Genomic DNA, 19,272 nt, shown 5'->3' on the forward strand with positions numbered 1-19,272 from the left:
ATATTAATTTTTTGATAAATGGTCACATTTATATCTATTTTTTGAAGTTGAATTCTCATTTAAAGAAAACATATTTTGAACAGTTCCTACAACTAAATCACACTCCATATTTTTTGAAATATCTTTTAGCTGTTTTGCTGGATTGTGTAAATATTCAGTAATTACTGTTAAACATAATTTCCTAATATTTTCTTCATCTTTTGAATCTATAAAACCTTTTTTAATAGCATTTTTTACTTTTTTATCTATTATTTCATTACCTTTTAAATAAAGATTTTTTACTATTGGTTCAATTTCAAGAGATTTTAACCATTCAAAAAACTCTAAAGACATACGACTTACTATTCCATAAGCAGTTTTTGCTTGTTCTGCTCTTAAACTCATATTTTCATTTACTATATCTTGTAAATCATCAACAGAAAAGATTTCTAAATTTGACATAGATATATTTTCATCAATATCCCTTGGAACTGCAATGTCAAACCAGTATCTATTTATATTTGAACTTGGTGCATTCTCTTTAGTAATTATTGGATATGGAGCTGAAGTTGCTGTTATCATAACTGGTGTTGTTATTAGTAATTGTGTTAATTTATCATAAGACTCAACATTTACATGAACTTCAAAAGTTGAAGCTAAATTTTGGGCTTTTTTTGTATCTCTACTGATTATTGTTACATCAAATCCTGAAGTAATAAGATGTTTAACTGTAAGCTCACTCATCTCACCAGCACCAATAACAAGAGCCTTTACCCCTTTTGTATTTCCTATTATATCTTTTGCTTTTGAAACTGCTGTTGACGCAACAGAAACTGAACCTGTTCCTAAACTAGTTGCTGTTCGCACCTGTGCAGCACATTTAAAAGCATAGTGCATAACTCTTGTTATATTTAAAGAACAATATCCTTTTGCTTGAGAAAATCTAAAAGCGTCTTTTAATTGACCAACTATTTGAGTTTCCCCAATAACAAGAGAATCAAGTGCAGAAGCTACTGAAAATAAGTGATGAACTGCACCATCTGCATCATAAATATCTGCTCTATCATATAAAACATCAAAATCAACTTTCGAATAAGTAGCTAACTTTTCAATAATATCTTTTGAACTTTGTTTTATATTTAAACTTCTTGTGATTATTTCAACTCTATTACAAGTAGATAGTAAAATAGCTTCTTTTGTAATATCATTTTCCAAAATTAGTTTTAAAAATCTATCTTTATCTTCATCACTATTAAAAGCTAGTTTTTCTCTTAATTTTATATCTGTATTTTTATGAGAAAAACTAATCACTAAATAACTCATTAAAACTCTCTTTCTATCATTGCTTTCATTATTTGTACTAGAGTTTGACTATTTTCTTCATCTTTAACTGCTTGAATAGCACTATTTCCAATCGATTTTGCTTCTAAAATTGAATCTTCTAAAGCTTTTGTTATTTTTAGTTGTTCTTTTATCCAAAGAGATTCATCTTCTGATAACTCTTTTTTATATAAAGATTCTAACTTAGTTTTATCTTCAACTCTTTCATAAAGATACAAATATGGAATAGTTACTTTTCCTTCTACAAAATCAAGCATTGCAGGTTTTCCCAAAGTTTTAGAATCCTGAGTAATATCCAAAATATCATCTATCATTTGAAATGCAAGTCCAAGATTTTTACCATAAGTTGCATATTTTTCTTCATCAAGATTTACTAAAATTGCTGCACTTCTTGCGCTTGCTTCTATTAAAGAAGCTGTTTTTTTATAAATCATATCAAGATATTTTGTATAAGATGTATTAAAACTTTGTGTTAAATCAACATCCATCATTTCACCAATACTTAAAAGTGTTACTGCGTTTGAAATATGATAAGCAACTCTTTTATCCATTTGAGAAAGTTCTGTAAATGCACGTGAGTATAAAATATCTCCAAACATAATTGAAGTTTTATTATCATAAAGTGCATTTACACTAGGTTGTCCTCTCCTTGTATCAGCTTCATCAATAACATCATCATGTAAAAGTGATGCTGCATGAATCATCTCAACAATTGCACACAACTTAATACTCTCTTCGTTTATCCCAGCAATTTTAAGTATAAGTTTTGAACGCAACATTTTTCCAGTTGCCAATTTATCTAAAAGTTCTAAACTTTTTTCATAATTACAAACTTCTACAAATTTTTTTATCTGATTTTTTACTAATTCTAACTCTTCCACAAACAGCCTTTTATGAATCTAATCTACAAATAATCTCACCAGTAAACTCAACATAAAGACCTTTTTTCATAGCTTTTACTTTATCTTCATTTTCTAATATATACTCTTTAATATGATTGTTTATATTAAATTCTTCACCTTTGTCTTCACTCATCATCATTTCTAAAACTGCTAATTTTTCTATTATTTTATCTATCTCTTCTTCAACTATATCTTTTGAAGCTTCGTTTACAACATCAAAAAATTTAGATTTTGGGCTACCCATAAAAATATCATCTTCATCTTCGGTAAACCAATCTTTAAATATCGACATAATTTTTCCTTATTTCTCTAATCTAACTCTTACAGATTTTGCGTGAGCTGTAAGACCTTCAGTGTCAGCTAAAATAGCACAAGCTTCTCCTAACTCATTTATAGCATTTTTAGAAAAGTTTATAATAGAACTTTTTTTCATAAAATTTTCTACATTTAATGGGCTATAAAATTTAGCTGTACTTCCTGTTGGAAGAGTATGATTAGGACCTGCTATATAATCTCCAATTGGTTCAGGAGTATTTTCACCTAAGAAAATTGCTCCTGCATGTTTAATAAATGGAAGTAGTTCAAAAGGATTCTTTGTCATAACTTCTAAGTGTTCAGGAGCAATTTCATTCATAAGTTCAATTGCTTCTTCCATATTCGAAGCAACAATTATTGCTCCTCTTTCATCAATTGATTTTCTAGCAATTGTTTCTCTACTTAAAGTTTTTAAATACTCTTCTACTTCATTACTTGTTAAACTAGCAACTTCATCACAAGTTGTAATCATAATAGAACTAGCCATTTCATCGTGTTCTGCTTGAGATAATAAATCAATTGCTAAATAGTGAGGTTTTGCTGTTTCATCTGCAAGTATTCCAATCTCACTTGGACCTGCAATCATATCAATATTTACTTCACCAAATACAAGTTTTTTAGCTGTTGCAACAAATATATTTCCAGGTCCTGTTATAACATCAACTTTAGAAATAGTTTGAGTTCCATAAGCCATAGCAGCAATTGCACTTGCTCCTCCAACTTTATAAACTTTTGAAACTTTACATAAGTGACAAGCTGCAAGTAAAAGTTCATTTACTTCATTATTTGGAGTTGGAGTACATACAACTATCTCTTTTACTCCTGCAACTAATGCTGGAATTGCATTCATCAAAAGTGAACTTGGATAAGCAGCTTTTCCACCAGGAATATAAAGTCCAGCTCTATCAACTGGAGTTACTTTTTGTCCTAAGATTGTTCCATTTGACTCAAAATCTATCCAAGATTTTGGAAGTTGTTTTTCATGATAAGCTTTAATTCTATTAAAAGCAGTATGTAAAGCAAGTCTTAATTTTTCATCAATATTAAGATATGCTTTTTCCATATCATCTTGTGAAATAAGAAGCTCTTCATCACTTTTAACTTCCCATTTATCAAACTTTTCAATATGTCTTTTTAAAGCAATATTTCCTTCATTTACAATTTCATCAATAATATTTGAAACAATAGAAGAAACACCTTTTATATCGCTTTTTGCTCTTGCTAAAATCGATTCAAATTCAGCTTTAAAATTTGCATCTTTTGTATTTATAATTTTCATTTTATATTTTCCCTAAAATCTCTTTTATAATATCTTTTATATCTTTTTTTTCAACATCAACCACTATTTTTGCAACTTTTTCATACTCTTTAACTCTTGAATCATAAAGTTTTATTGCTTCTTCAATATTTTGTAAAAGTGGTCGTTTTTTTAATTTATTTTGAGCATTTGGTGCTTCGTTTATTCTATCTAGTATTCCTTGAAATGATGATTTTAGATAAACGACTTTTCCAATTTTATTTAAATTTTCTTGTTTATAAAATCCACCACCAGTTGAAATGATAGTATTTGAGACATTTTTTTCTAACCATAAGGCAGTTTTTTTCTCTAAATTTCTAAAATATGGTTCACCTTCATCTTCAAAAATCTTTTTGATTTTTCTGTTTTCCATACTTTCGATTAAATCATCAGTATCTATTGCAAACATATCAGTTTTTTTTACTAAAGCTCTTGCAACTGTACCTTTACCAACACCCATAAAACCAATTAATATTATATTTTTCTTTTTCATAGTGAAGGATTATATCCAAGTTTGTAATAAAGTTATATAAAGTAAAAATATTGTTATATTTTATATTTAAATTTATATCTTTCAATCATAGATTTATTTCCCAAAACTCCACCTTGATGAATATATAAAAAAGTATATTTGTCTTTATTTTTTAAATTTTTTACATAATTTTGAAAAACTATCCAACCCAAACTATCATAAAGTAAATCAAATTCAATATTTGTTTGTTTTAAAATCTCTTTATGAATTTCATAAAATTCTTTGTATAGTTTTCCAAAATGATATTTTTTTTCTTTTTTTAAAATTTTAGGAAAATTTTCTTTTTCAAGTTCAAAAAATTGCTGTTTTAAATATTCATCATCTCCTACACAAGAGCATGTTAAAACTTCAAAAGGTAAATATTTTTGTAAAAAAAGGGCCGTTGTTCCTGTACCACTTGGCAAAAAAATCTTTAGATTCTCAATATTTTCTTTTTTTGCCCAATCTTTTATCTCATTTGCTAAAAGTTCTATTCCCAAAGAAGCCTCTTTTACAGCTCCACCTTCACAAATAAAAAGTTCATCATGATTAAAGCTTTTTGGCAAATCACCAACTATTAAATTCATACCATTTTTAACTGCTTCTTTATAATTACCATTTGGATTCTCTTTTAAAAATGAAGAAATATGAGAAACATAATAATCAAATTTTAGATTTTTTATTTTGCAAAGAACGGATAGTGAATACATAGCATTTGATTGAGCTGAACCATGAGATATGATTTTATTTATTCCTTTTAAGTCATTTTTTAAAAAATAGTATAATTTTCTTGCTTTATTTCCTGAAAAATCAACATGGAGTAAATCATCTCTTTTTATAAAATATTTTTGATTATTAAAAGATATCTCTTCTATTGGCGAATTAGTGTAGTTCATAGCGAAAATTGTACCATTTATTAACAAAATTTCTGTACAATACACCAAAAAATAAAAAGGCTATTTATGAATTTTTTTGAGTATGTTGATAAAGGTGGAGTCATCGTATATATTTTAATATTTTTAAATATTGTAGGTTTTACTATCATTATTTGGAAGTTTCTTGTACTTTTTAAAAAGAACTTACTTATTCTTCAAATCAAAGAAAATCTTGACAGAACTAAACCTCTTGAAGCTCAAATTGAATATGAAACAAAAAAATTAGAATCTGGACTTACAGTTATAAAAAATATTGCAATTATTTCACCACTACTTGGACTTTTAGGAACAGTTATTGGAATATACATTTTATTTGATCAGATTACTTTAAAAGGATTAGGTGATCCTACAATATTCTCAGGTGGAATTGCTATTGCACTTATCACAACAGTTGCAGGAATTATCGTATCTATTCCACATCAAATAGCTTACAATCACTTCATTTCAGCTATTGATACTATTGAAGTAAAAGCTAAAAAAGAGCTAGTTGGTCACATCTAATGAAAAGAAGAGAAGCTTTAGGCTTAGACTTAACTCCTGTTATTGACGTTGTTTTTATTCTTTTAATCTTTTTTATAGTAACAAGTGTATTTAAAAAAGAAGAACTTGCTCTTTTACTTGATTTACCTACATCTAATGCAAAAGAGATGGAAGTAAAAGAGGGACAAATTTTTATAGAGTTAGGAAAAGACAAATTAGCAATTAAAGGAATAGAAGTATCATTTGATTCTTTAGAAGATAATTTAAAAGCTATAAAAAATAGAAATAATCCTGTAATTGTAAGAATAGATAAAAAAGTAGAATATGAAAGAGTTGTGAAAGTTTTAGATTTACTTCAAAAATATAGTTTAGTAAATCTTGCTTTAGTTACAAATGAAGAAAAAAAGTAGCTAATTGCTAGCTTTTTTTTCTTCTTCTAAAAGTTGTCTATATTCATCATCTGTAAAAATTCTAGATTGAGTTATAAACTGATAACCTAAATCTATTTCTAAAGAAAATGAGTTTCCAAAGGCTGATTTTTCTTCTTTTACATCAATAGTTATAAAAGTTTGTTTGAAATATTCATATTGTTCATGATCTATAAAAAACTCACAACCACAAATTTCTCCCAGCTTTATATTACGACTTGGAACTATAAAATCGCCTTTTTCATAACACATAGGAGCTGTTCCATCACAACAACCACCACTTTGATTAAAAACTAATTCTCCATGAAGTTCTTTTAGTTTTTCTATAACTTGGGCAGCTTTTGGTGTAACATCTAATCTTTTTAAAGCCATTTTAGACTCCTTTTTATAAGCCCATAATTTATCTTATGGGCTTAATTTATATTTTAGAAAAATCCTAAAGCATTTGGACTATATGAAGTTAAAATATTTTTTGTATGTCTATAATTATTTAACATCATCATATGAGTTTCTCTTCCAATTCCAGATTTTTTATATCCACCAAAAGAAGCATGAGAAGGATACATATGATAACAATTTACCCAAACTCTTCCTGCTTCTATACCTCTACTCATTCTATGAAGTTGATGTGCATCTCTTGACCAAACACCAGAACCTAAACCATAGATTGTATCATTTGCAATAGCAAGTGCTTCATCTTCATCTTTAAAAGTAGTAACTGCAAGAACAGGTCCAAAAATCTCTTCTTGGAAAATTCTCATTTTATTGTGACCTTTAAATAAAGTTGGTTGAATATAGAATCCATCTGGATTAACTGAAGAATTATATGCATCTCCACCAACTAATAGCTCAGCACCTTCTTCTTTTCCAACTTTTAAATAACTTAAGATTTTTTCTTTTTGATTTAAAGAGCATTGTGCACCCATCATGCACTCTGTATCAAGTGGATTTCCAAGTTTAATTGCTTTTACTCTCTCTAAAACTCTTTTCATAAATGGTTCATATATTGATTCTTGAATTAATGCTCTTGAAGGGCAAGTGCACACTTCACCAGAGTTAAATGCAAATAGCACTAAACCTTCTATTGCTTTATCAAAAAATTCATCATCTTCATCCATAATTGATTCAAAGAATACATTTGGTGATTTTCCACCAAGTTCTAAAGTTGAAGGAATAATATTTTCTGTTGCATATTGCATAATTAATTGTCCAGTTGTTGTTTCACCTGTAAATGCAACTTTTTTAATATCAGGATGAGTAGAAAGATATTTACCTATTTTTCCACCTGCTCCATTAATAATGTTTATAACACCTTTTGGTAAAGCTTCTTGAATAATTTCCATTAAAAGTAAAATTGACATTGGAGTTGCACTTGCAGGTTTTAAAACTACACAATTTCCAGCTGCTAATGCAGGAGCTAATTTCCAAGCAGCCATTAAAAGTGGGAAATTCCAAGGAATAATTTGAGCTACAACACCATAAGGTTCGTAAATTTCTTGAGAAATTGTATTTTCATCTAAGTCAGAAACTGTTCCAGATTCTGCTCTTATAACAGAAGCAAAATATCTAAAATGATCAACAACTAAAGGAATATCAGCATTTAAAGTTTCTCTAACTGCTTTTCCGTTATCTAATGTTTCTGCAATAGCTAATGTTTCTAAATTTTTTTCAATTAAATCTGCTACTTTATTTAACATTGTACTTCTTTGTACAACTGATGTATGCTTATAAGATTCAAATGCCTTTTTAGCAGCTTGTATTGCTAATTCAACATCTTTTTCATTTGATCTAGGAATTTTTGTAAGAAGTTTTCCATCAACAGGAGAAATATTATCAAAATATTCACCACTAACAGGAGCGATCCACTCTCCACCGATAAAGTTTTCATATTGCGTTTTGTACGTTGGTCTTGCATAAATCATCTTTTCTTCCTCTTTTTTATTTAAAGAAAAATTTCTTTTTCTTCATTCAAAAATTATACTCTTATTCCATAGCATTATAGTAACAAATAAATAATGATTTTTATTTTTATAGGAAAGAAGTTTATTTTAGGGAATTTATTCCCTAAAATATTTAGTTTTTATTTAATGAACATAAATCCGAAAATGCAGTTTCAAGTCTAGCAATCATAGTTTCTTGACCAGCTCTTAACCATTTTCTTGGATCATAATAATTTTTATTTGGTTTATCTTCACCTTCAGGATTTCCAATTTGCCCTTGTAAATATCCATGATATTTAGCTTCATAAGCTCTAACACCATCCCAAGTTGCCCATTGAGTATCTGTATCAATGTTCATTTTAATAACACCATAAGAGATAGCTTCTCTAATTTCACTTAAAAGTGAACCTGAACCACCATGGAAAACGAAATCAACTGGTTTATCAGAAGTTTTTAATTTATCTTGAATATATTTTTGAGAATTATTTAAAATTTTTGGACTTAATACTACATTTCCTGGTTTATAAACTCCATGAACATTTCCGAAGCTTGCAGCAATTGTAAAATTATCTCCAACTTCTTTCAATTTTTCATAAGCATAACAAACTTCTTCAGGCTGTGTATAAAGCAGAGCATTGTCAACATCACTGTTATCAACACCATCTTCTTCTCCACCTGTAATTCCAAGTTCAATTTCTAGCATCATATCAAGTTTAGTCATTTTTTTAAAATATTCAACACATGTTTCAATATTTTCTTCTAAACTCTCTTCACTTAAATCAAGCATATGAGAAGTAAATAAAGGTCGTCCAGTTTTTGCAAAGTGTTCAGCTCCAGCTTCAATTAATCCATCAATCCAAGGTAAAAGCTTTTTAGCTGCGTGATCTGTATGTAAAATTACAGGTATTCCATAAGCTTTTGCCATAGTATGCACATGGTTAGCACCACTTATTCCACCTAAAACTGCAGCATCACTAGTTTTTAAACCTTTACCAGCATAAAATCCTGCTCCACCATTTGAAAATTGAATAATTACAGGAGAATTAACTTTAAGAGCTGCTTCTAAAACAGCATTTACAGAATCCGTTCCTACAACATTTACTGCTGGAATTGCAAAATTATTTTCTTTAGCATAAGCAAAAAGTTTTTTTGCTTCGCTACCTGTTAAAACACCAGCTTTTACGATATCTAATACACCCAAATTAATCTCCTTATTTGATTACGATTTTTGCATCTTTTCTTAAATCTTCAACTAACTCTTTGATTTTTTTATTAAGTGCATTTCCAATTAAAACTTGATTAATATTTTTTTCTACTTCAGCATAAGTGAAAGTTTTTGAAGGAAATTTATCTTTTAAATATATTACATGATATCCAAATTGTGTTTTCACAGGAGTTTTTGTATAAGTACCTTTTGCTAAAGTTTTAACTGAGTTTCCAAATTCTGGAACCATTTGTTCAACTGCAAATCTACCTAATGCTCCCCCAACTTTAGCAGAAGCTGTATCTAAAGATTTTTTTGATAATTCTTTAAATTTTTCAACTTTATTTGGAGCTTTGTCTAATTGAGAAATAATGTCTTTTGCTTCAGCTTCTGTTTTTACTAAGATATGACTTGCTTCAAAAGTTTCAGGTTCTACAAATTTTTCTTTATTTTTTTCATAGAAATCTTTTTTATCTGCTTCTGTAACCTTAACTTTATCAATTTCATTTTTTTGCCAAACTTCAAGAGCTAAATTACTTTTTATTCTTTTCATAGCTTCTACATATTTTGTATCTTTTTCAATTCCATCATCAATAGCGTGTTGTGCTATTAATTTCATATTTATAATTTGATCCAAAATTTGTGTTTTTGCTTCTTGAGGTACCTTATCAAAATCTATATTTGGATTTTGTAAAGCCATTACGATATCCTGTTTTGTGATGTTTTCACCATTCACTGTTGCGTAAGTAACATCTGCAGCATTTAAAACTGTCGCTAATGCAATAGATGCAACCAAACTCGAAACTATTTTTTTCATTTTATTCCTTAGAAATTAATTTTGTGATATTTTATCTTTTCATAGTTAATAAATAGTTGATTTTTATATGTAATTATTATTTTTTATTCAATAATTTTATAAATTTTATTATTTAACTTAAAAAAGCTTTAAATTTTCGATTTTTTATGTTATACTTCCGTCGAAAAATTAAATTTAACTTAAATTTAAGGATATTTATGAGAATCTTAATTATTGAAGATGAAATTACATTAAACAGAACATTGCAAGAAGGTTTAACAGACTTTGGTTACCAAGTAGATACTGCAGAAAATTATAAAGATGCAGAATATTTTATTGATATTAGAAATTATGATTTAGTATTAACTGATTGGATGTTACCAGATGGTGATGGAATTGAATTATGTAAAATTGTAAAAAATAGAAGTTCAAGAACTGCTGTTGTTATTATTTCTGCAAGAGATGATAAAGAATCAGAAATTGAAGCACTTAAATCTGGTGCTGATGATTTTATTAAAAAACCATTTGATTTTGATATTTTACTTGCTAGAATTGAAGCAAGATTAAGATTTGGTGGAACAAATGTAATCGAAATTGATGATTTAGTTATCAATCCAGATGAAGAAAAGATTGAATATGCTGGTGAAGAGATTGAATTAAAAGGAAAACCTTTTGAAGTTTTAACTCACTTAGCAAGACATAGAGATCAAATTGTTTCTAAAGAACAATTATTAGATGCTATTTGGGAAGAACCAGAATTAGTTACTCCAAACGTAATCGAAGTTGCGATTAACCAAATTAGACAAAAAATGGATAAGCCATTAAATATCTCTACTATTGAAACTATCAGAAGAAGAGGATATAGATTCTGTTATCCAAATGTAGCAGAGGATAGATAACAATTTTTAAATTATGGAAATAATGGAAAATAAAAGTATTTATAAACAGTTTTATAATAAATTGATTATAGCAACTTCTATTTTCATTATTGTTCTTTCTTTTATTTTTTATGAATACGCTAAAAACTCTTTTTATAATGATATTCAAGACAATTTACTTCGTCAAGCACAGCAAATAGAAAAAAATTATATTTCTCCAGATAAATTTACTCCAGTGAGAACTGACATTCAAACTATAAACTTAATAAAAAGCCAGAAATTCAAAGGTATTAATTTTTCTAATTTTAATAATAATGGAAAATACTATATTGAATTATTATATCCATTTGATTTAAAAGCAGGAGATTTTTTACAAATAACTAGAAATATAACTTTAGAAAGAGATCTATTATATTCAATAATATTCAAAAATCTTTTTATACTCGCTATTCCTGGATTTATTTTGATGCTTTTATACTCTTTTGTAGTTTCAAGAACTTTATTAAAACCAATTATACAAATAAATAAAAAATTAGCAAATATGGATGAAAATTCTTTATCAAAAATTGATAAAAAAGATTTACCAATTGAGTTTCATTCTTTAGCAAATTCTATAAATTCTTTAACTCATAGAATTGGAACTTATGTAAAATTTAAAAAAGAATTATTTGTGGGAATTGCTCATGAATTAAAAACTCCACTTGCCGTTATGAAACTAAAAAATGAAGTTTTATTGAAGAAAAAAAGGGAAGTGAATCAATATGAAGAAGCTTTAAAACTTACTATAAAAGAGATAGATGATATGAATATTATGATTTCGTCTATTTTAGATATAGGAAGAACTGAAGGTGCACAATTTGAACAAGCAACAGATTTAGATTTAGTGGAATATATTAAAAATAAAACAAATGATTATAAAATGCTAAGTGCACAAAAGAATATTGATATTTCTTTTTTCTCAAATGTAAATAAACTTGATGCTTCTATTCAAATAACTCTTTTTAATCAAATATTACAAAATTTTGTACAAAATGCCATAAAATTTACTCCAAATAATAAATCAATATCTATAAAATTAAGAAAAACAAAAGATGAAATAATTTTAACTGTTACAGATGAAGGTATCGGTATAGAGGGAAATACAGATTTATTTGCACCATTCAAAAAAATAGGAAATCAAAGTGGTGTAGGATTGGGACTTTATTTAGCAAAAATTGCTGCAGAAGCACTAAAAGCTAGAATTTCTATAAATAATAGAAAAGATGACAAATCAGGATGTGTTGCAAAACTTATTTTAAGCAACACATCAAAAAACAATTAATTAAATAAAGATTTATGCTCAATCTTTGTACATTTATTTTGTACGACATTAAGTCCTGATTCTTTTGCCTTTAAAGCAGCTTCATTGTTTGCTAGACCTAATTGAAACCAAACAGTTTTAACATCACCTCTTTTTATTGCTTCATCAACAATTAAAGCAATTGCATCAGGTTTTCTAAAAATATCAACCATATCAATACTAAACGGTATTTCGCTCAAGCTTCTATAAACTTTTTCTCCTAAAATAGTATCTTCTTTTGGATAAACAGGAACTATTTTAAATCCAACACTTTGTAAATAAGCTGCAACTATATTTGAAGCTTTAGTAGGATCTGGTGAAAGCCCAGCTACTGCTATTGTTTTTGTATTTTTAAAAATTTCTAAAATTTCTTCACTTTTTGAATTAATTGTCGGGAATTCACACTCCATTTATTCTCCTTTATGATAAATTATCTAACTTTTCTTGTACATATTTTTTTACTTCTAAAATATCTATTGATTCTTTAAAATCTTCAAACTTACAACCACTCGCATTTACGTGACCTCCACCATTTGCAAGTTTTGCAGCAAGAAGAGAAACATCAAGTTTTCCATCAGCTCTAAATGAAGCGTTTCCTTTTTTATTTATATCAATAAAAAAATCATAATCACTATTTGCTCTTAGAAAAGTATTTGCTGGAATTGAAATAGAGCCTAAACAGTAAGTTAGAAGCCCTTTTTGTCCTTTATAAAAAATTGTTAACTCATCTTTTATATCAGCTAAACATTTTACAAGATAAACAGCACTTAGATTGTCTAAAGTATCATCAATATCATCAAGTTTTAAAAACTCTTTTTTCATAAAATGTACTTCATTATCAAGTTTTATATGTCCATTTTCTTCATCCAAAAACTTTATAGCATTTTTAAGTAAATAAAATTTAAACTCTCTATTCAAATTTGCAAATAAAATATTATTTATCTCTTTAACTTTAGTTATCATAGACATTAACACTTTTCCAAATTCAAAATTCTTTGTTTCATTTTCAAGCCAAATATCAACTGCGTTTATAGCTTTAACTAAAGGAGCTAAATAACTAATTGGAGCATTAAACTCCTCAACCATATAGTCATAAACTATTTGTGTTGCACATCTTTTATCATCTAAATAATACCAAGAAAATTTCTCAGAACTTTTTTTACCAGTTATGTGATGATCTAATAATTGTAATTTTATATCAAATCCATCATTCAAAAGCTCATTTATATCTTTATCTAATTCTTCACTTTCTTGTAAAGTTAAATTTAAATCGCTAATAATAAAAAGTATTTTTTCATCTTTACAATTTTTTATATCATCAAGTACTTTTTTTATAGATAATTTTACTTCTAAACCATAATTTGCATTATAAAAAATAGCATCTTTAAAAAATTCATTAGTTACTAGTTGACAACCATAACCATCTAAATCTGTATGTGAAATATGAAATAACTTCATTATGCAATATCTTTTAGAGTTAATTTTGATAAAAAATCATTTACTTTAAATTGTAGATTATTTAATAAAGGCCAAATTGTACAAAATTTTGCTTTATTATTTGGACAACTTTGTAAAGATGGTGAACACTCAAAAACCATAGGCATTCTTTCTTCAGCAGCTTCAACTATTTCCAAAACTGTAATATCTTCCAAAGGTTTTTTTAATAAAAATCCACCATTTACTCCTCTATGAGATATTACAAGTTCGTGTTTTGCTAGATTTTGCATAATTTTTGCTAAAAATGATTTTGATATATCTAATTCTTTTGATAAAACATCAACATTCTTTGGTTCACTGCTTTTTGCAATAGATATCAAAGAAAGTAATGCATACTCACTCTTTTTTGTTAATAACATATTATAAATTCCAATCTATTTTATTTTGTCTTTATTTTACAAGAACTATTATTAATACTTCTTATTGAGGCAAAAAAAAAGGGATTGTAGAAAACTACAACCCCTTTTTTTAATAAGAAATATAAAATTATTTAGCTCTAATTCCTAAAGCACTTACAATATCAGTAAATCTAGCATAATCTGTTCTTTTTAAGTATGCTAATAATCTTTTTCTTTTTCCAACCATTTTTAAAAGACCTAATCTTGAAGAGTGATCTTTTTTAAACACTTTTAAGTGCTCAGTTAAAACCTTAATTTGTTCGCTTAATAAAGCAATTTGAACTTCTGATGAACCTGTATCACCATCTTTTTTTCCGTATTTTGCAATAATAGATGCTTTTACTTCCTGATCTAAAGCCATTTTGACCTCCTAATAGGTATATGTGAATTTTTCATTTACAAAAATGAAACTGGATTCTATAAAAAAAATACTTTATTTTCGTTTAATCAATTTAATCTTTGCCAAGCTTCATCCAAGGATTTAACTCTGTTAGCAAATAAAAGAATTAAAGCAATATTAAACTTCGCAAGTTTTAATGTATTATTATCTGGATTTTTTATGATATTTAATGATTCTTCTAAAGTTATATTATTAAACTCTTCTCGATAGTCTATACCAAAATCTTTTAAAGAAAAACTACTTTCAATGATATTTTTGTCTTCTTTCATCCAATATTTACCATCTTTAAAAACTTCTGGACTTCCCTCACTACCTTTTAAAACTACGACCTTTTTAAAGTGAGAAGAGAAAATATCTAAATATTTTTGAACATAAGGTTTGTGAAAAGCTGTAGTCACTCCATATTCACTTAGACTTGGATTTAAAAGTCTTTCTACTGTATTAAAAGCTGTTCTCAAACCTAACTCTTGTCTTAAAGCTGTCATATCACTTAATTCTTTTAAATATTCTACCCTATTAAAATAATGAATATATTGACCTTGATCAATATGTAAAAAAATATCTTTTGTTGTTATTCCAACTTTTGCAGGTTGTAAATAATCACCTGAAATAACTAAATTTAGTCTTTTTACATCTTGGTTATTTTTATAAAAATTTTTTAAAACTTCTTCATATAATGGAAATAAAAATGGATTTTCACATCTTCCATCAAAAGAGTATCCAAGTTCGATAGAATCTTCTATTTTTTTAAATTTCATAAATTTTCTAAGTGCTAAAATTGCACCTTTTAATTCTTCATTTGTTTCATATTTTGTTCTCCAACCTATCAAAAATGCTGCAGCTTGAGCAGGAGTTACTTTATTTAATAATATTTGTTCTATTGCGTCAGCAGTTTCATCTATAGTTAAATCTTTATTTCCTTTTGGACCTGTTGCTACAGCTTTTATATATTTCTTAAAATTCATCACATTCCTTATAATATAGGGGTTTATTAATATTTTGAAAGCATAATATAGTATTACTTAAATCACTATATACTTTTAATATATTCAATTTTATAGTTTTTATTTATTAAAAATTTTTAGATATAATTATTTAAAATGATTTATATAAGGAATAATTATTATGGCAAAAGTATATTTAACAGGAGCAGGTCCTGGAGATGTTGAACTTCTTACTTTAAAAGCCGTAAAAGTTATTCAAAATGCTGATATTTTAATCTATGATAGACTAGTAAATCCTGAAATTTTAGAACTTGCAAAAGAAAAATGTGAACTAGTTTATGTGGGAAAAGAAGATAAAAAACACACTCTTCCACAAGAAGAAATAAATGAATTAATTTATCAAGCTTCTTTAAAATATGAAAATGTAGTAAGGCTAAAAGGAGGAGATCCTTTTGTTTTTGGAAGAGGAGCAGAAGAAGCTTTATATTTAAAACAAAGAGGAATAAAATTTGAAATAATTCCAGGAATTACTTCAGCAATAGCTGTTCCAGCATATGCTGGAATACCTGTAACTCACAGAGGGCTTACAACATCATTTAGAGTTGTAACAGGACATGAAAATCCAAAGAAAAAGATATCTCAAATAGAGTGGGAAACTTTTTTAAATGATGAAACGATAATTTTTCTAATGGGCTATCACAATATTGAAATAATCTCTTCAAAACTTCTAGCCTTGGGAAAAAGAAAAGATTATCCATGTGCAGTAATTTCAAAAGGAACAACAAAAGAACAGCAAGTTGTAATTGGTACTTTGGAAAATATTGTGGAAAAATCAAAAAATCTACCAACTCCAGTTATGATTGTAATAGGTGAAGTAGTAAATCTAAAAAATCAAATAGCGTGGTTTAATATTTAATAACAAAAAATATTGAGTTATTAAAAAGCATAATTTATTTAAAACTCTTATACTTAGCTTTATTATGATACAATTATTTAACATCTAAAAATTATTTTATTGCTCTCTTAAAAATAGTAAGAGAAGGAGAACGTATGAAGTCTATTATCGAACCAAAAAATCTTTTAAAACTTATATCTGAATATTCCCCTGATATGTTATGGATAAAAGATTTGGAAGGTCGATATTTATACGCAAATACTGCAATTTGTGATGGCTTATTAATGGCAAATCCAGATGAAGTTTTTGGAAAGGATGATGCTTTTTTTGGGAAAAGAGTAAGAGAAAATCATCCTAATGAGTTAGAATATCACACTTTTGATTCATGTTCTAACTCAGATAAAGAAACTTTATCAGCCATGAAGCCCTTAAGATTTATAGAACAAGGTAATATAAAAGGTAAATTGACTTATCTTGAAGTGGATAAAGCTCCTTTTTTTGATGGAAATGGAAAATTAGTAGGAGTTATAGGAACAGCAAGAGACATTACTGAAAAAATCTTGCTAAAAGAAAAAAATGAAAAATTAGCTTATTATGATCAACTAACTGCACTACCAAACAGACAAAAAATTATTCTAGATATAAACACAAACTCTCCAACGGCCTGTATTGTTTTTAATATAGATGATTTTAAAGAGATAAATGACTTTTTTGGAACAGAAAATGCTGATAAAATTTTACAAGACATTGCAAGTAGATTTTTAGATTATAAATATATTGTTTATAGAATTGATGGTGATGAATTTGCTATTTTATTTTATGAAAATTTATCAATAGAAGAATTAAAATCTCAAGCACAAAAAATATTAACTTTATTTGATGAAGAACCTTTTCATGTTGAAGATCAAGTTATTTCAGTTGGTTTTTCTGTAGGTATTGCCAGAGCTAAAGATAATTTATTAACAAAAGTTGATATTGCAGTAAATAATGCAAAAAATTCTTCATCTGACATATCAGTTTATGAAGAGAGTGAAAATATAGAAAAAAAATATAAACAAAATTTGGAAATGGCTACTTCAATAAAAGAAGCCATCTTAGAAGATAGAATAGTTTGTCATTATCAACCATTAATTGATATTATATCAGGAGAAATTTACTCTTTTGAAACATTGGTTAGAATGATAGATAAAGATGGAAATATAGTTCCTCCTGTAAAATTCTTAGATTTCTCAAAAAAAGTAAAACTCTATTCAAGTATTACAAAAAAGGTTGTAAAAGAAGCTTGTCAAACTTTCAAACATAGAGATGAAAACTTTTCTATTAACTTAAATATTGCAGACATAAAAGATAAAGAGACTGTTAAAGAAATAATTAGAAATATCACTGAAACAAATACAGCATCAAGAGTAACCTTTGAAATTTTAGAATCAGAAGGTATTGAAAACTATGATGAAGTGATTAGTTTTATCAATCAAATTAAAGCATTAGGTGCAAAAATTGCAATTGATGACTTTGGTACAGGATATTCAAATTTTGAACATCTTTTAAGACTTGATGTAAACTATATAAAAATCGATGGTTCACTTATAAAAAATATAGCATCTGATGAAAAACATAGAATTATTGTTGAAACAATAGTAAGTTTTGCTAGAAGGATTGGTATTAAAACTGTTGCAGAATTTGTTGCTGATGAACAAATCTTAGAAATAATTAAAAAAATTGGTGTTAGTTGTGCTCAAGGTTATTATATAGGTAAACCTGAAAAACTGTAAATTTTATGAATAAGTTATTTTTTTTCTTATTGTTTTTGACAATTTCCCTTTGGGCAGTAAACTTAGAGATTCAAAAAGCTTTTGCTGTTGGGATTTTTCATGAAAATGAAACTGGTGAAAATGTACAACATACAACCACTACAACTCAAGATTATAATGGAACTTGTTATACTAAAATAGTAATTTTAGGAAATTACAATAAAAATACAAATGTTCAAGTTAAAATTGGTGATTCAATTGGAGTTTATCAAAGTTATATTCCAATTTACAACAAATTAACTAAAAAAATCTTTGGATATGAGTTAACATTTAAACATCAAAATGTATCAAAAGGATATTTTGAAGTAAAAGTAAATAATAAACTTTATGATTCAAAAGTTTTTGTAAAATAATTTAAATTTTTATCTGAATAATTATTCATTTTTTAAGTCTATTTAACTTATAATGTTTTATGTCTCTTAATATAAGGATATACAGTGGAAAAAAACAAAAAAATAATTATCTATGGAGCAATTTTAAGTGCTATTATTGCTACTGGATTGTTTTTTTACACAATGTATACTTCTTCAATGTTATCATATCTTTCTAGTGATCCTAAAGCCTGTATTAACTGTCATGTTATGCATTCAGCTTATACAACTTGGGATAATAGCTCACATAAAAATGTAGCAAAATGTATAGACTGTCACCTTCCAGTGGGAGATGAAGTCGCTAAGTATACTGCAAAAGCAATCGATGGATGGAATCACTCAGTTGCATTTACTTTAAATACTTACAAAAACAACATTAGAATAAGTGATAATGCAGCAGAACGTGTACAAGCAAACTGTGTAAGATGTCATGCTGGAGTGAGTGAAACTGTGCAAAAAAATGCGAGTTCTTATCACAACAAGGGAAATTTCGATAAAGATCGAAAATGTTGGGAATGTCACAAATATGTACCACATGGAAAAGTTAGAAGTTTAATTTCAACTCCATATAGTTTGGGAATAAAAGAACACTTAAAGTAAGAAGGGGAATA

At 27.2% G+C, this 19,272-nt stretch carries 23 protein-coding genes; 8 read left to right on the forward strand and 15 right to left on the reverse strand.

The features are described 5' to 3' along the window. Nucleotides 1-3: 3 nt before the first annotated feature. The 6 genes from hemA to B0175_RS01760 are packed head-to-tail and all read right to left on the reverse strand — an operon-like array spanning nucleotide 4 to nucleotide 5,241. Nucleotides 4-1,302 (reverse strand): glutamyl-tRNA reductase, encoded by a 1,299-nt coding sequence (gene hemA, locus B0175_RS01735; RefSeq protein WP_108527004.1) that lies wholly within the window; start codon nucleotides 1,300-1,302, stop codon nucleotides 4-6. Next, nucleotides 1,302-2,201 carry a polyprenyl synthetase family protein gene (locus B0175_RS01740; protein ID WP_046995304.1) on the reverse strand — a complete coding sequence of 300 codons (900 nt, stop codon included), beginning with the start codon at nucleotides 2,199-2,201 and terminating at the stop codon, nucleotides 1,302-1,304. Before B0175_RS01740 ends, hemA begins: the two co-directional genes overlap by 1 nt. 10 nt (nucleotides 2,202-2,211) lie before the next feature. Further along, on the reverse strand, nucleotides 2,212-2,514 hold the full coding sequence (locus tag B0175_RS01745; RefSeq protein WP_012012214.1) for a DUF2018 family protein: 303 nt from the start codon (nucleotides 2,512-2,514) through the stop codon (nucleotides 2,212-2,214). A 9-nt stretch (nucleotides 2,515-2,523) separates the two neighbouring features. After that, nucleotides 2,524-3,816 carry a histidinol dehydrogenase gene (hisD, locus tag B0175_RS01750; protein ID WP_108527005.1) on the reverse strand — a complete coding sequence of 431 codons (1,293 nt, stop codon included), beginning with the start codon at nucleotides 3,814-3,816 and terminating at the stop codon, nucleotides 2,524-2,526. A gap of 1 nt (nucleotide 3,817) precedes the next feature. Next, nucleotides 3,818-4,327 carry a shikimate kinase gene (locus tag B0175_RS01755; protein WP_004510442.1) on the reverse strand — a complete coding sequence of 170 codons (510 nt, stop codon included), beginning with the start codon at nucleotides 4,325-4,327 and terminating at the stop codon, nucleotides 3,818-3,820. Nucleotides 4,328-4,380: 53 nt separating this feature from the next. Further along, complete coding sequence (locus tag B0175_RS01760) at nucleotides 4,381-5,241, reverse strand: 1-aminocyclopropane-1-carboxylate deaminase (protein WP_108527006.1); 861 nt, start codon at nucleotides 5,239-5,241, stop codon at nucleotides 4,381-4,383. A 66-nt stretch (nucleotides 5,242-5,307) separates the two neighbouring features. Here B0175_RS01760 and B0175_RS01765 point away from each other — a divergent pair, with 66 nt between their 5' ends. Together B0175_RS01765 and B0175_RS01770 are read left to right on the forward strand one after the other, a co-directional pair. Next, a complete protein-coding gene (locus B0175_RS01765) occupies nucleotides 5,308-5,781 on the forward strand; it encodes a MotA/TolQ/ExbB proton channel family protein (RefSeq protein WP_108527007.1) in 474 nt (157 codons plus the stop codon). After that, entirely contained in the window at nucleotides 5,781-6,170 is a 390-nt protein-coding gene (locus B0175_RS01770) for an ExbD/TolR family protein (RefSeq protein ID WP_014468168.1), read from the forward strand. The genes B0175_RS01765 and B0175_RS01770 overlap by 1 nt, the downstream gene beginning before the upstream one ends. On the opposite strand, the gene B0175_RS01775 is transcribed toward B0175_RS01770, so the two are convergent. The 4 genes from B0175_RS01775 to B0175_RS01790 form a co-directional block, all read right to left on the reverse strand. Next, a complete protein-coding gene (locus B0175_RS01775) occupies nucleotides 6,171-6,560 on the reverse strand; it encodes a DUF779 domain-containing protein (RefSeq protein ID WP_004510437.1) in 390 nt (129 codons plus the stop codon). A gap of 53 nt (nucleotides 6,561-6,613) precedes the next feature. Next, entirely contained in the window at nucleotides 6,614-8,110 is a 1,497-nt protein-coding gene (locus B0175_RS01780) for an aldehyde dehydrogenase family protein (RefSeq protein WP_108527008.1), read from the reverse strand. 151 nt (nucleotides 8,111-8,261) lie between these two features. Beyond that, on the reverse strand, nucleotides 8,262-9,329 hold the full coding sequence (gene fbaA, locus B0175_RS01785; RefSeq protein WP_108527009.1) for a class II fructose-bisphosphate aldolase: 1,068 nt from the start codon (nucleotides 9,327-9,329) through the stop codon (nucleotides 8,262-8,264). A gap of 10 nt (nucleotides 9,330-9,339) precedes the next feature. Continuing rightward, complete coding sequence (locus B0175_RS01790; RefSeq protein ID WP_108527010.1) at nucleotides 9,340-10,149, reverse strand: foldase protein PrsA; 810 nt, start codon at nucleotides 10,147-10,149, stop codon at nucleotides 9,340-9,342. 197 nt (nucleotides 10,150-10,346) lie between these two features. Here B0175_RS01790 and hsrA point away from each other — a divergent pair, with 197 nt between their 5' ends. Both hsrA and B0175_RS01800 read left to right on the forward strand, forming a co-directional pair. Further along, complete coding sequence (gene hsrA, locus B0175_RS01795; protein ID WP_108527011.1) at nucleotides 10,347-11,027, forward strand: homeostatic response regulator transcription factor HsrA; 681 nt, start codon at nucleotides 10,347-10,349, stop codon at nucleotides 11,025-11,027. A gap of 22 nt (nucleotides 11,028-11,049) precedes the next feature. Further along, nucleotides 11,050-12,327 carry a HAMP domain-containing sensor histidine kinase gene (locus B0175_RS01800; RefSeq protein ID WP_108527012.1) on the forward strand — a complete coding sequence of 426 codons (1,278 nt, stop codon included), beginning with the start codon at nucleotides 11,050-11,052 and terminating at the stop codon, nucleotides 12,325-12,327. On the opposite strand, the gene B0175_RS01805 is transcribed toward B0175_RS01800, so the two are convergent. The 5 genes from B0175_RS01805 to B0175_RS01825 all read right to left on the reverse strand — a co-directional run bounded on the left by B0175_RS01805 (nucleotide 12,324) and on the right by B0175_RS01825 (nucleotide 15,605). Continuing rightward, on the reverse strand, nucleotides 12,324-12,755 hold the full coding sequence (locus tag B0175_RS01805; protein ID WP_108527013.1) for a CoA-binding protein: 432 nt from the start codon (nucleotides 12,753-12,755) through the stop codon (nucleotides 12,324-12,326). The genes B0175_RS01800 and B0175_RS01805 overlap by 4 nt on opposite strands. Before the next feature lie 10 nt (nucleotides 12,756-12,765). After that, nucleotides 12,766-13,803 (reverse strand): DHH family phosphoesterase, encoded by a 1,038-nt coding sequence (locus tag B0175_RS01810; RefSeq protein WP_108527014.1) that lies wholly within the window; start codon nucleotides 13,801-13,803, stop codon nucleotides 12,766-12,768. After that, nucleotides 13,803-14,201, reverse strand: coding sequence for an RrF2 family transcriptional regulator (locus B0175_RS01815; RefSeq protein WP_108527015.1), 399 nt, complete (start codon nucleotides 14,199-14,201; stop codon nucleotides 13,803-13,805). The genes B0175_RS01810 and B0175_RS01815 overlap by 1 nt, the downstream gene beginning before the upstream one ends. Before the next feature lie 127 nt (nucleotides 14,202-14,328). After that, a complete protein-coding gene (gene rpsO / locus B0175_RS01820; protein WP_108527016.1) occupies nucleotides 14,329-14,601 on the reverse strand; it encodes a 30S ribosomal protein S15 in 273 nt (90 codons plus the stop codon). Nucleotides 14,602-14,687: 86 nt separating this feature from the next. Then, on the reverse strand, nucleotides 14,688-15,605 hold the full coding sequence (locus tag B0175_RS01825) for a glycosyl transferase (protein ID WP_108527017.1): 918 nt from the start codon (nucleotides 15,603-15,605) through the stop codon (nucleotides 14,688-14,690). Between the two features lie 160 nt (nucleotides 15,606-15,765). Here B0175_RS01825 and cobA point away from each other — a divergent pair, with 160 nt between their 5' ends. From cobA to nrfH, 4 genes are all read left to right on the forward strand, one after another. Next, on the forward strand, nucleotides 15,766-16,500 hold the full coding sequence (gene cobA / locus B0175_RS01830) for a uroporphyrinogen-III C-methyltransferase (protein WP_108527018.1): 735 nt from the start codon (nucleotides 15,766-15,768) through the stop codon (nucleotides 16,498-16,500). Nucleotides 16,501-16,634: 134 nt separating this feature from the next. After that, on the forward strand, nucleotides 16,635-18,251 hold the full coding sequence (locus B0175_RS01835) for a sensor domain-containing protein (RefSeq protein WP_108527019.1): 1,617 nt from the start codon (nucleotides 16,635-16,637) through the stop codon (nucleotides 18,249-18,251). A 5-nt stretch (nucleotides 18,252-18,256) separates the two neighbouring features. After that, nucleotides 18,257-18,643 carry a hypothetical protein gene (locus B0175_RS01840; RefSeq protein ID WP_108527020.1) on the forward strand — a complete coding sequence of 129 codons (387 nt, stop codon included), beginning with the start codon at nucleotides 18,257-18,259 and terminating at the stop codon, nucleotides 18,641-18,643. Between the two features lie 84 nt (nucleotides 18,644-18,727). Continuing rightward, nucleotides 18,728-19,261 carry a cytochrome c nitrite reductase small subunit gene (nrfH, locus tag B0175_RS01845; protein ID WP_108527021.1) on the forward strand — a complete coding sequence of 178 codons (534 nt, stop codon included), beginning with the start codon at nucleotides 18,728-18,730 and terminating at the stop codon, nucleotides 19,259-19,261. The last annotated feature ends 11 nt before the right edge of the window (nucleotides 19,262-19,272 follow it).

The sequence above is a fragment of the Arcobacter lacus genome (assembly GCF_003063295.1).
Taxonomy (GTDB): domain Bacteria; phylum Campylobacterota; class Campylobacteria; order Campylobacterales; family Arcobacteraceae; genus Aliarcobacter; species Aliarcobacter lacus.

Bases quoted from the DNA above. Each gene is read 5' to 3' on its own strand.
- hemA (WP_108527004.1), bottom strand. From the start codon at position 1,302: ATGAGTTATTTAGTGATTAGTTTTTCTCATAAAAATACAGATATAAAA.
- B0175_RS01745 (WP_012012214.1), bottom strand. From the start codon at position 2,514: ATGTCGATATTTAAAGATTGGTTTACCGAAGATGAAGATGATATTTTT.
- hisD (WP_108527005.1), bottom strand. From the start codon at position 3,816: ATGAAAATTATAAATACAAAAGATGCAAATTTTAAAGCTGAATTTGAA.
- B0175_RS01755 (WP_004510442.1), bottom strand. From the start codon at position 4,327: ATGAAAAAGAAAAATATAATATTAATTGGTTTTATGGGTGTTGGTAAA.
- B0175_RS01760 (WP_108527006.1), bottom strand. From the start codon at position 5,241: ATGAACTACACTAATTCGCCAATAGAAGAGATATCTTTTAATAATCAA.
- B0175_RS01765 (WP_108527007.1), top strand. From the start codon at position 5,308: ATGAATTTTTTTGAGTATGTTGATAAAGGTGGAGTCATCGTATATATT.
- B0175_RS01770 (WP_014468168.1), top strand. From the start codon at position 5,781: ATGAAAAGAAGAGAAGCTTTAGGCTTAGACTTAACTCCTGTTATTGAC.
- B0175_RS01775 (WP_004510437.1), bottom strand. From the start codon at position 6,560: ATGGCTTTAAAAAGATTAGATGTTACACCAAAAGCTGCCCAAGTTATA.
- B0175_RS01780 (WP_108527008.1), bottom strand. From the start codon at position 8,110: ATGATTTATGCAAGACCAACGTACAAAACGCAATATGAAAACTTTATC.
- B0175_RS01790 (WP_108527010.1), bottom strand. From the start codon at position 10,149: ATGAAAAAAATAGTTTCGAGTTTGGTTGCATCTATTGCATTAGCGACA.
- hsrA (WP_108527011.1), top strand. From the start codon at position 10,347: ATGAGAATCTTAATTATTGAAGATGAAATTACATTAAACAGAACATTG.
- B0175_RS01800 (WP_108527012.1), top strand. From the start codon at position 11,050: ATGGAAAATAAAAGTATTTATAAACAGTTTTATAATAAATTGATTATA.
- B0175_RS01805 (WP_108527013.1), bottom strand. From the start codon at position 12,755: ATGGAGTGTGAATTCCCGACAATTAATTCAAAAAGTGAAGAAATTTTA.
- B0175_RS01810 (WP_108527014.1), bottom strand. From the start codon at position 13,803: ATGAAGTTATTTCATATTTCACATACAGATTTAGATGGTTATGGTTGT.
- B0175_RS01815 (WP_108527015.1), bottom strand. From the start codon at position 14,201: ATGTTATTAACAAAAAAGAGTGAGTATGCATTACTTTCTTTGATATCT.
- rpsO (WP_108527016.1), bottom strand. From the start codon at position 14,601: ATGGCTTTAGATCAGGAAGTAAAAGCATCTATTATTGCAAAATACGGA.
- B0175_RS01825 (WP_108527017.1), bottom strand. From the start codon at position 15,605: ATGAATTTTAAGAAATATATAAAAGCTGTAGCAACAGGTCCAAAAGGA.
- cobA (WP_108527018.1), top strand. From the start codon at position 15,766: ATGGCAAAAGTATATTTAACAGGAGCAGGTCCTGGAGATGTTGAACTT.
- B0175_RS01835 (WP_108527019.1), top strand. From the start codon at position 16,635: ATGAAGTCTATTATCGAACCAAAAAATCTTTTAAAACTTATATCTGAA.
- B0175_RS01840 (WP_108527020.1), top strand. From the start codon at position 18,257: ATGAATAAGTTATTTTTTTTCTTATTGTTTTTGACAATTTCCCTTTGG.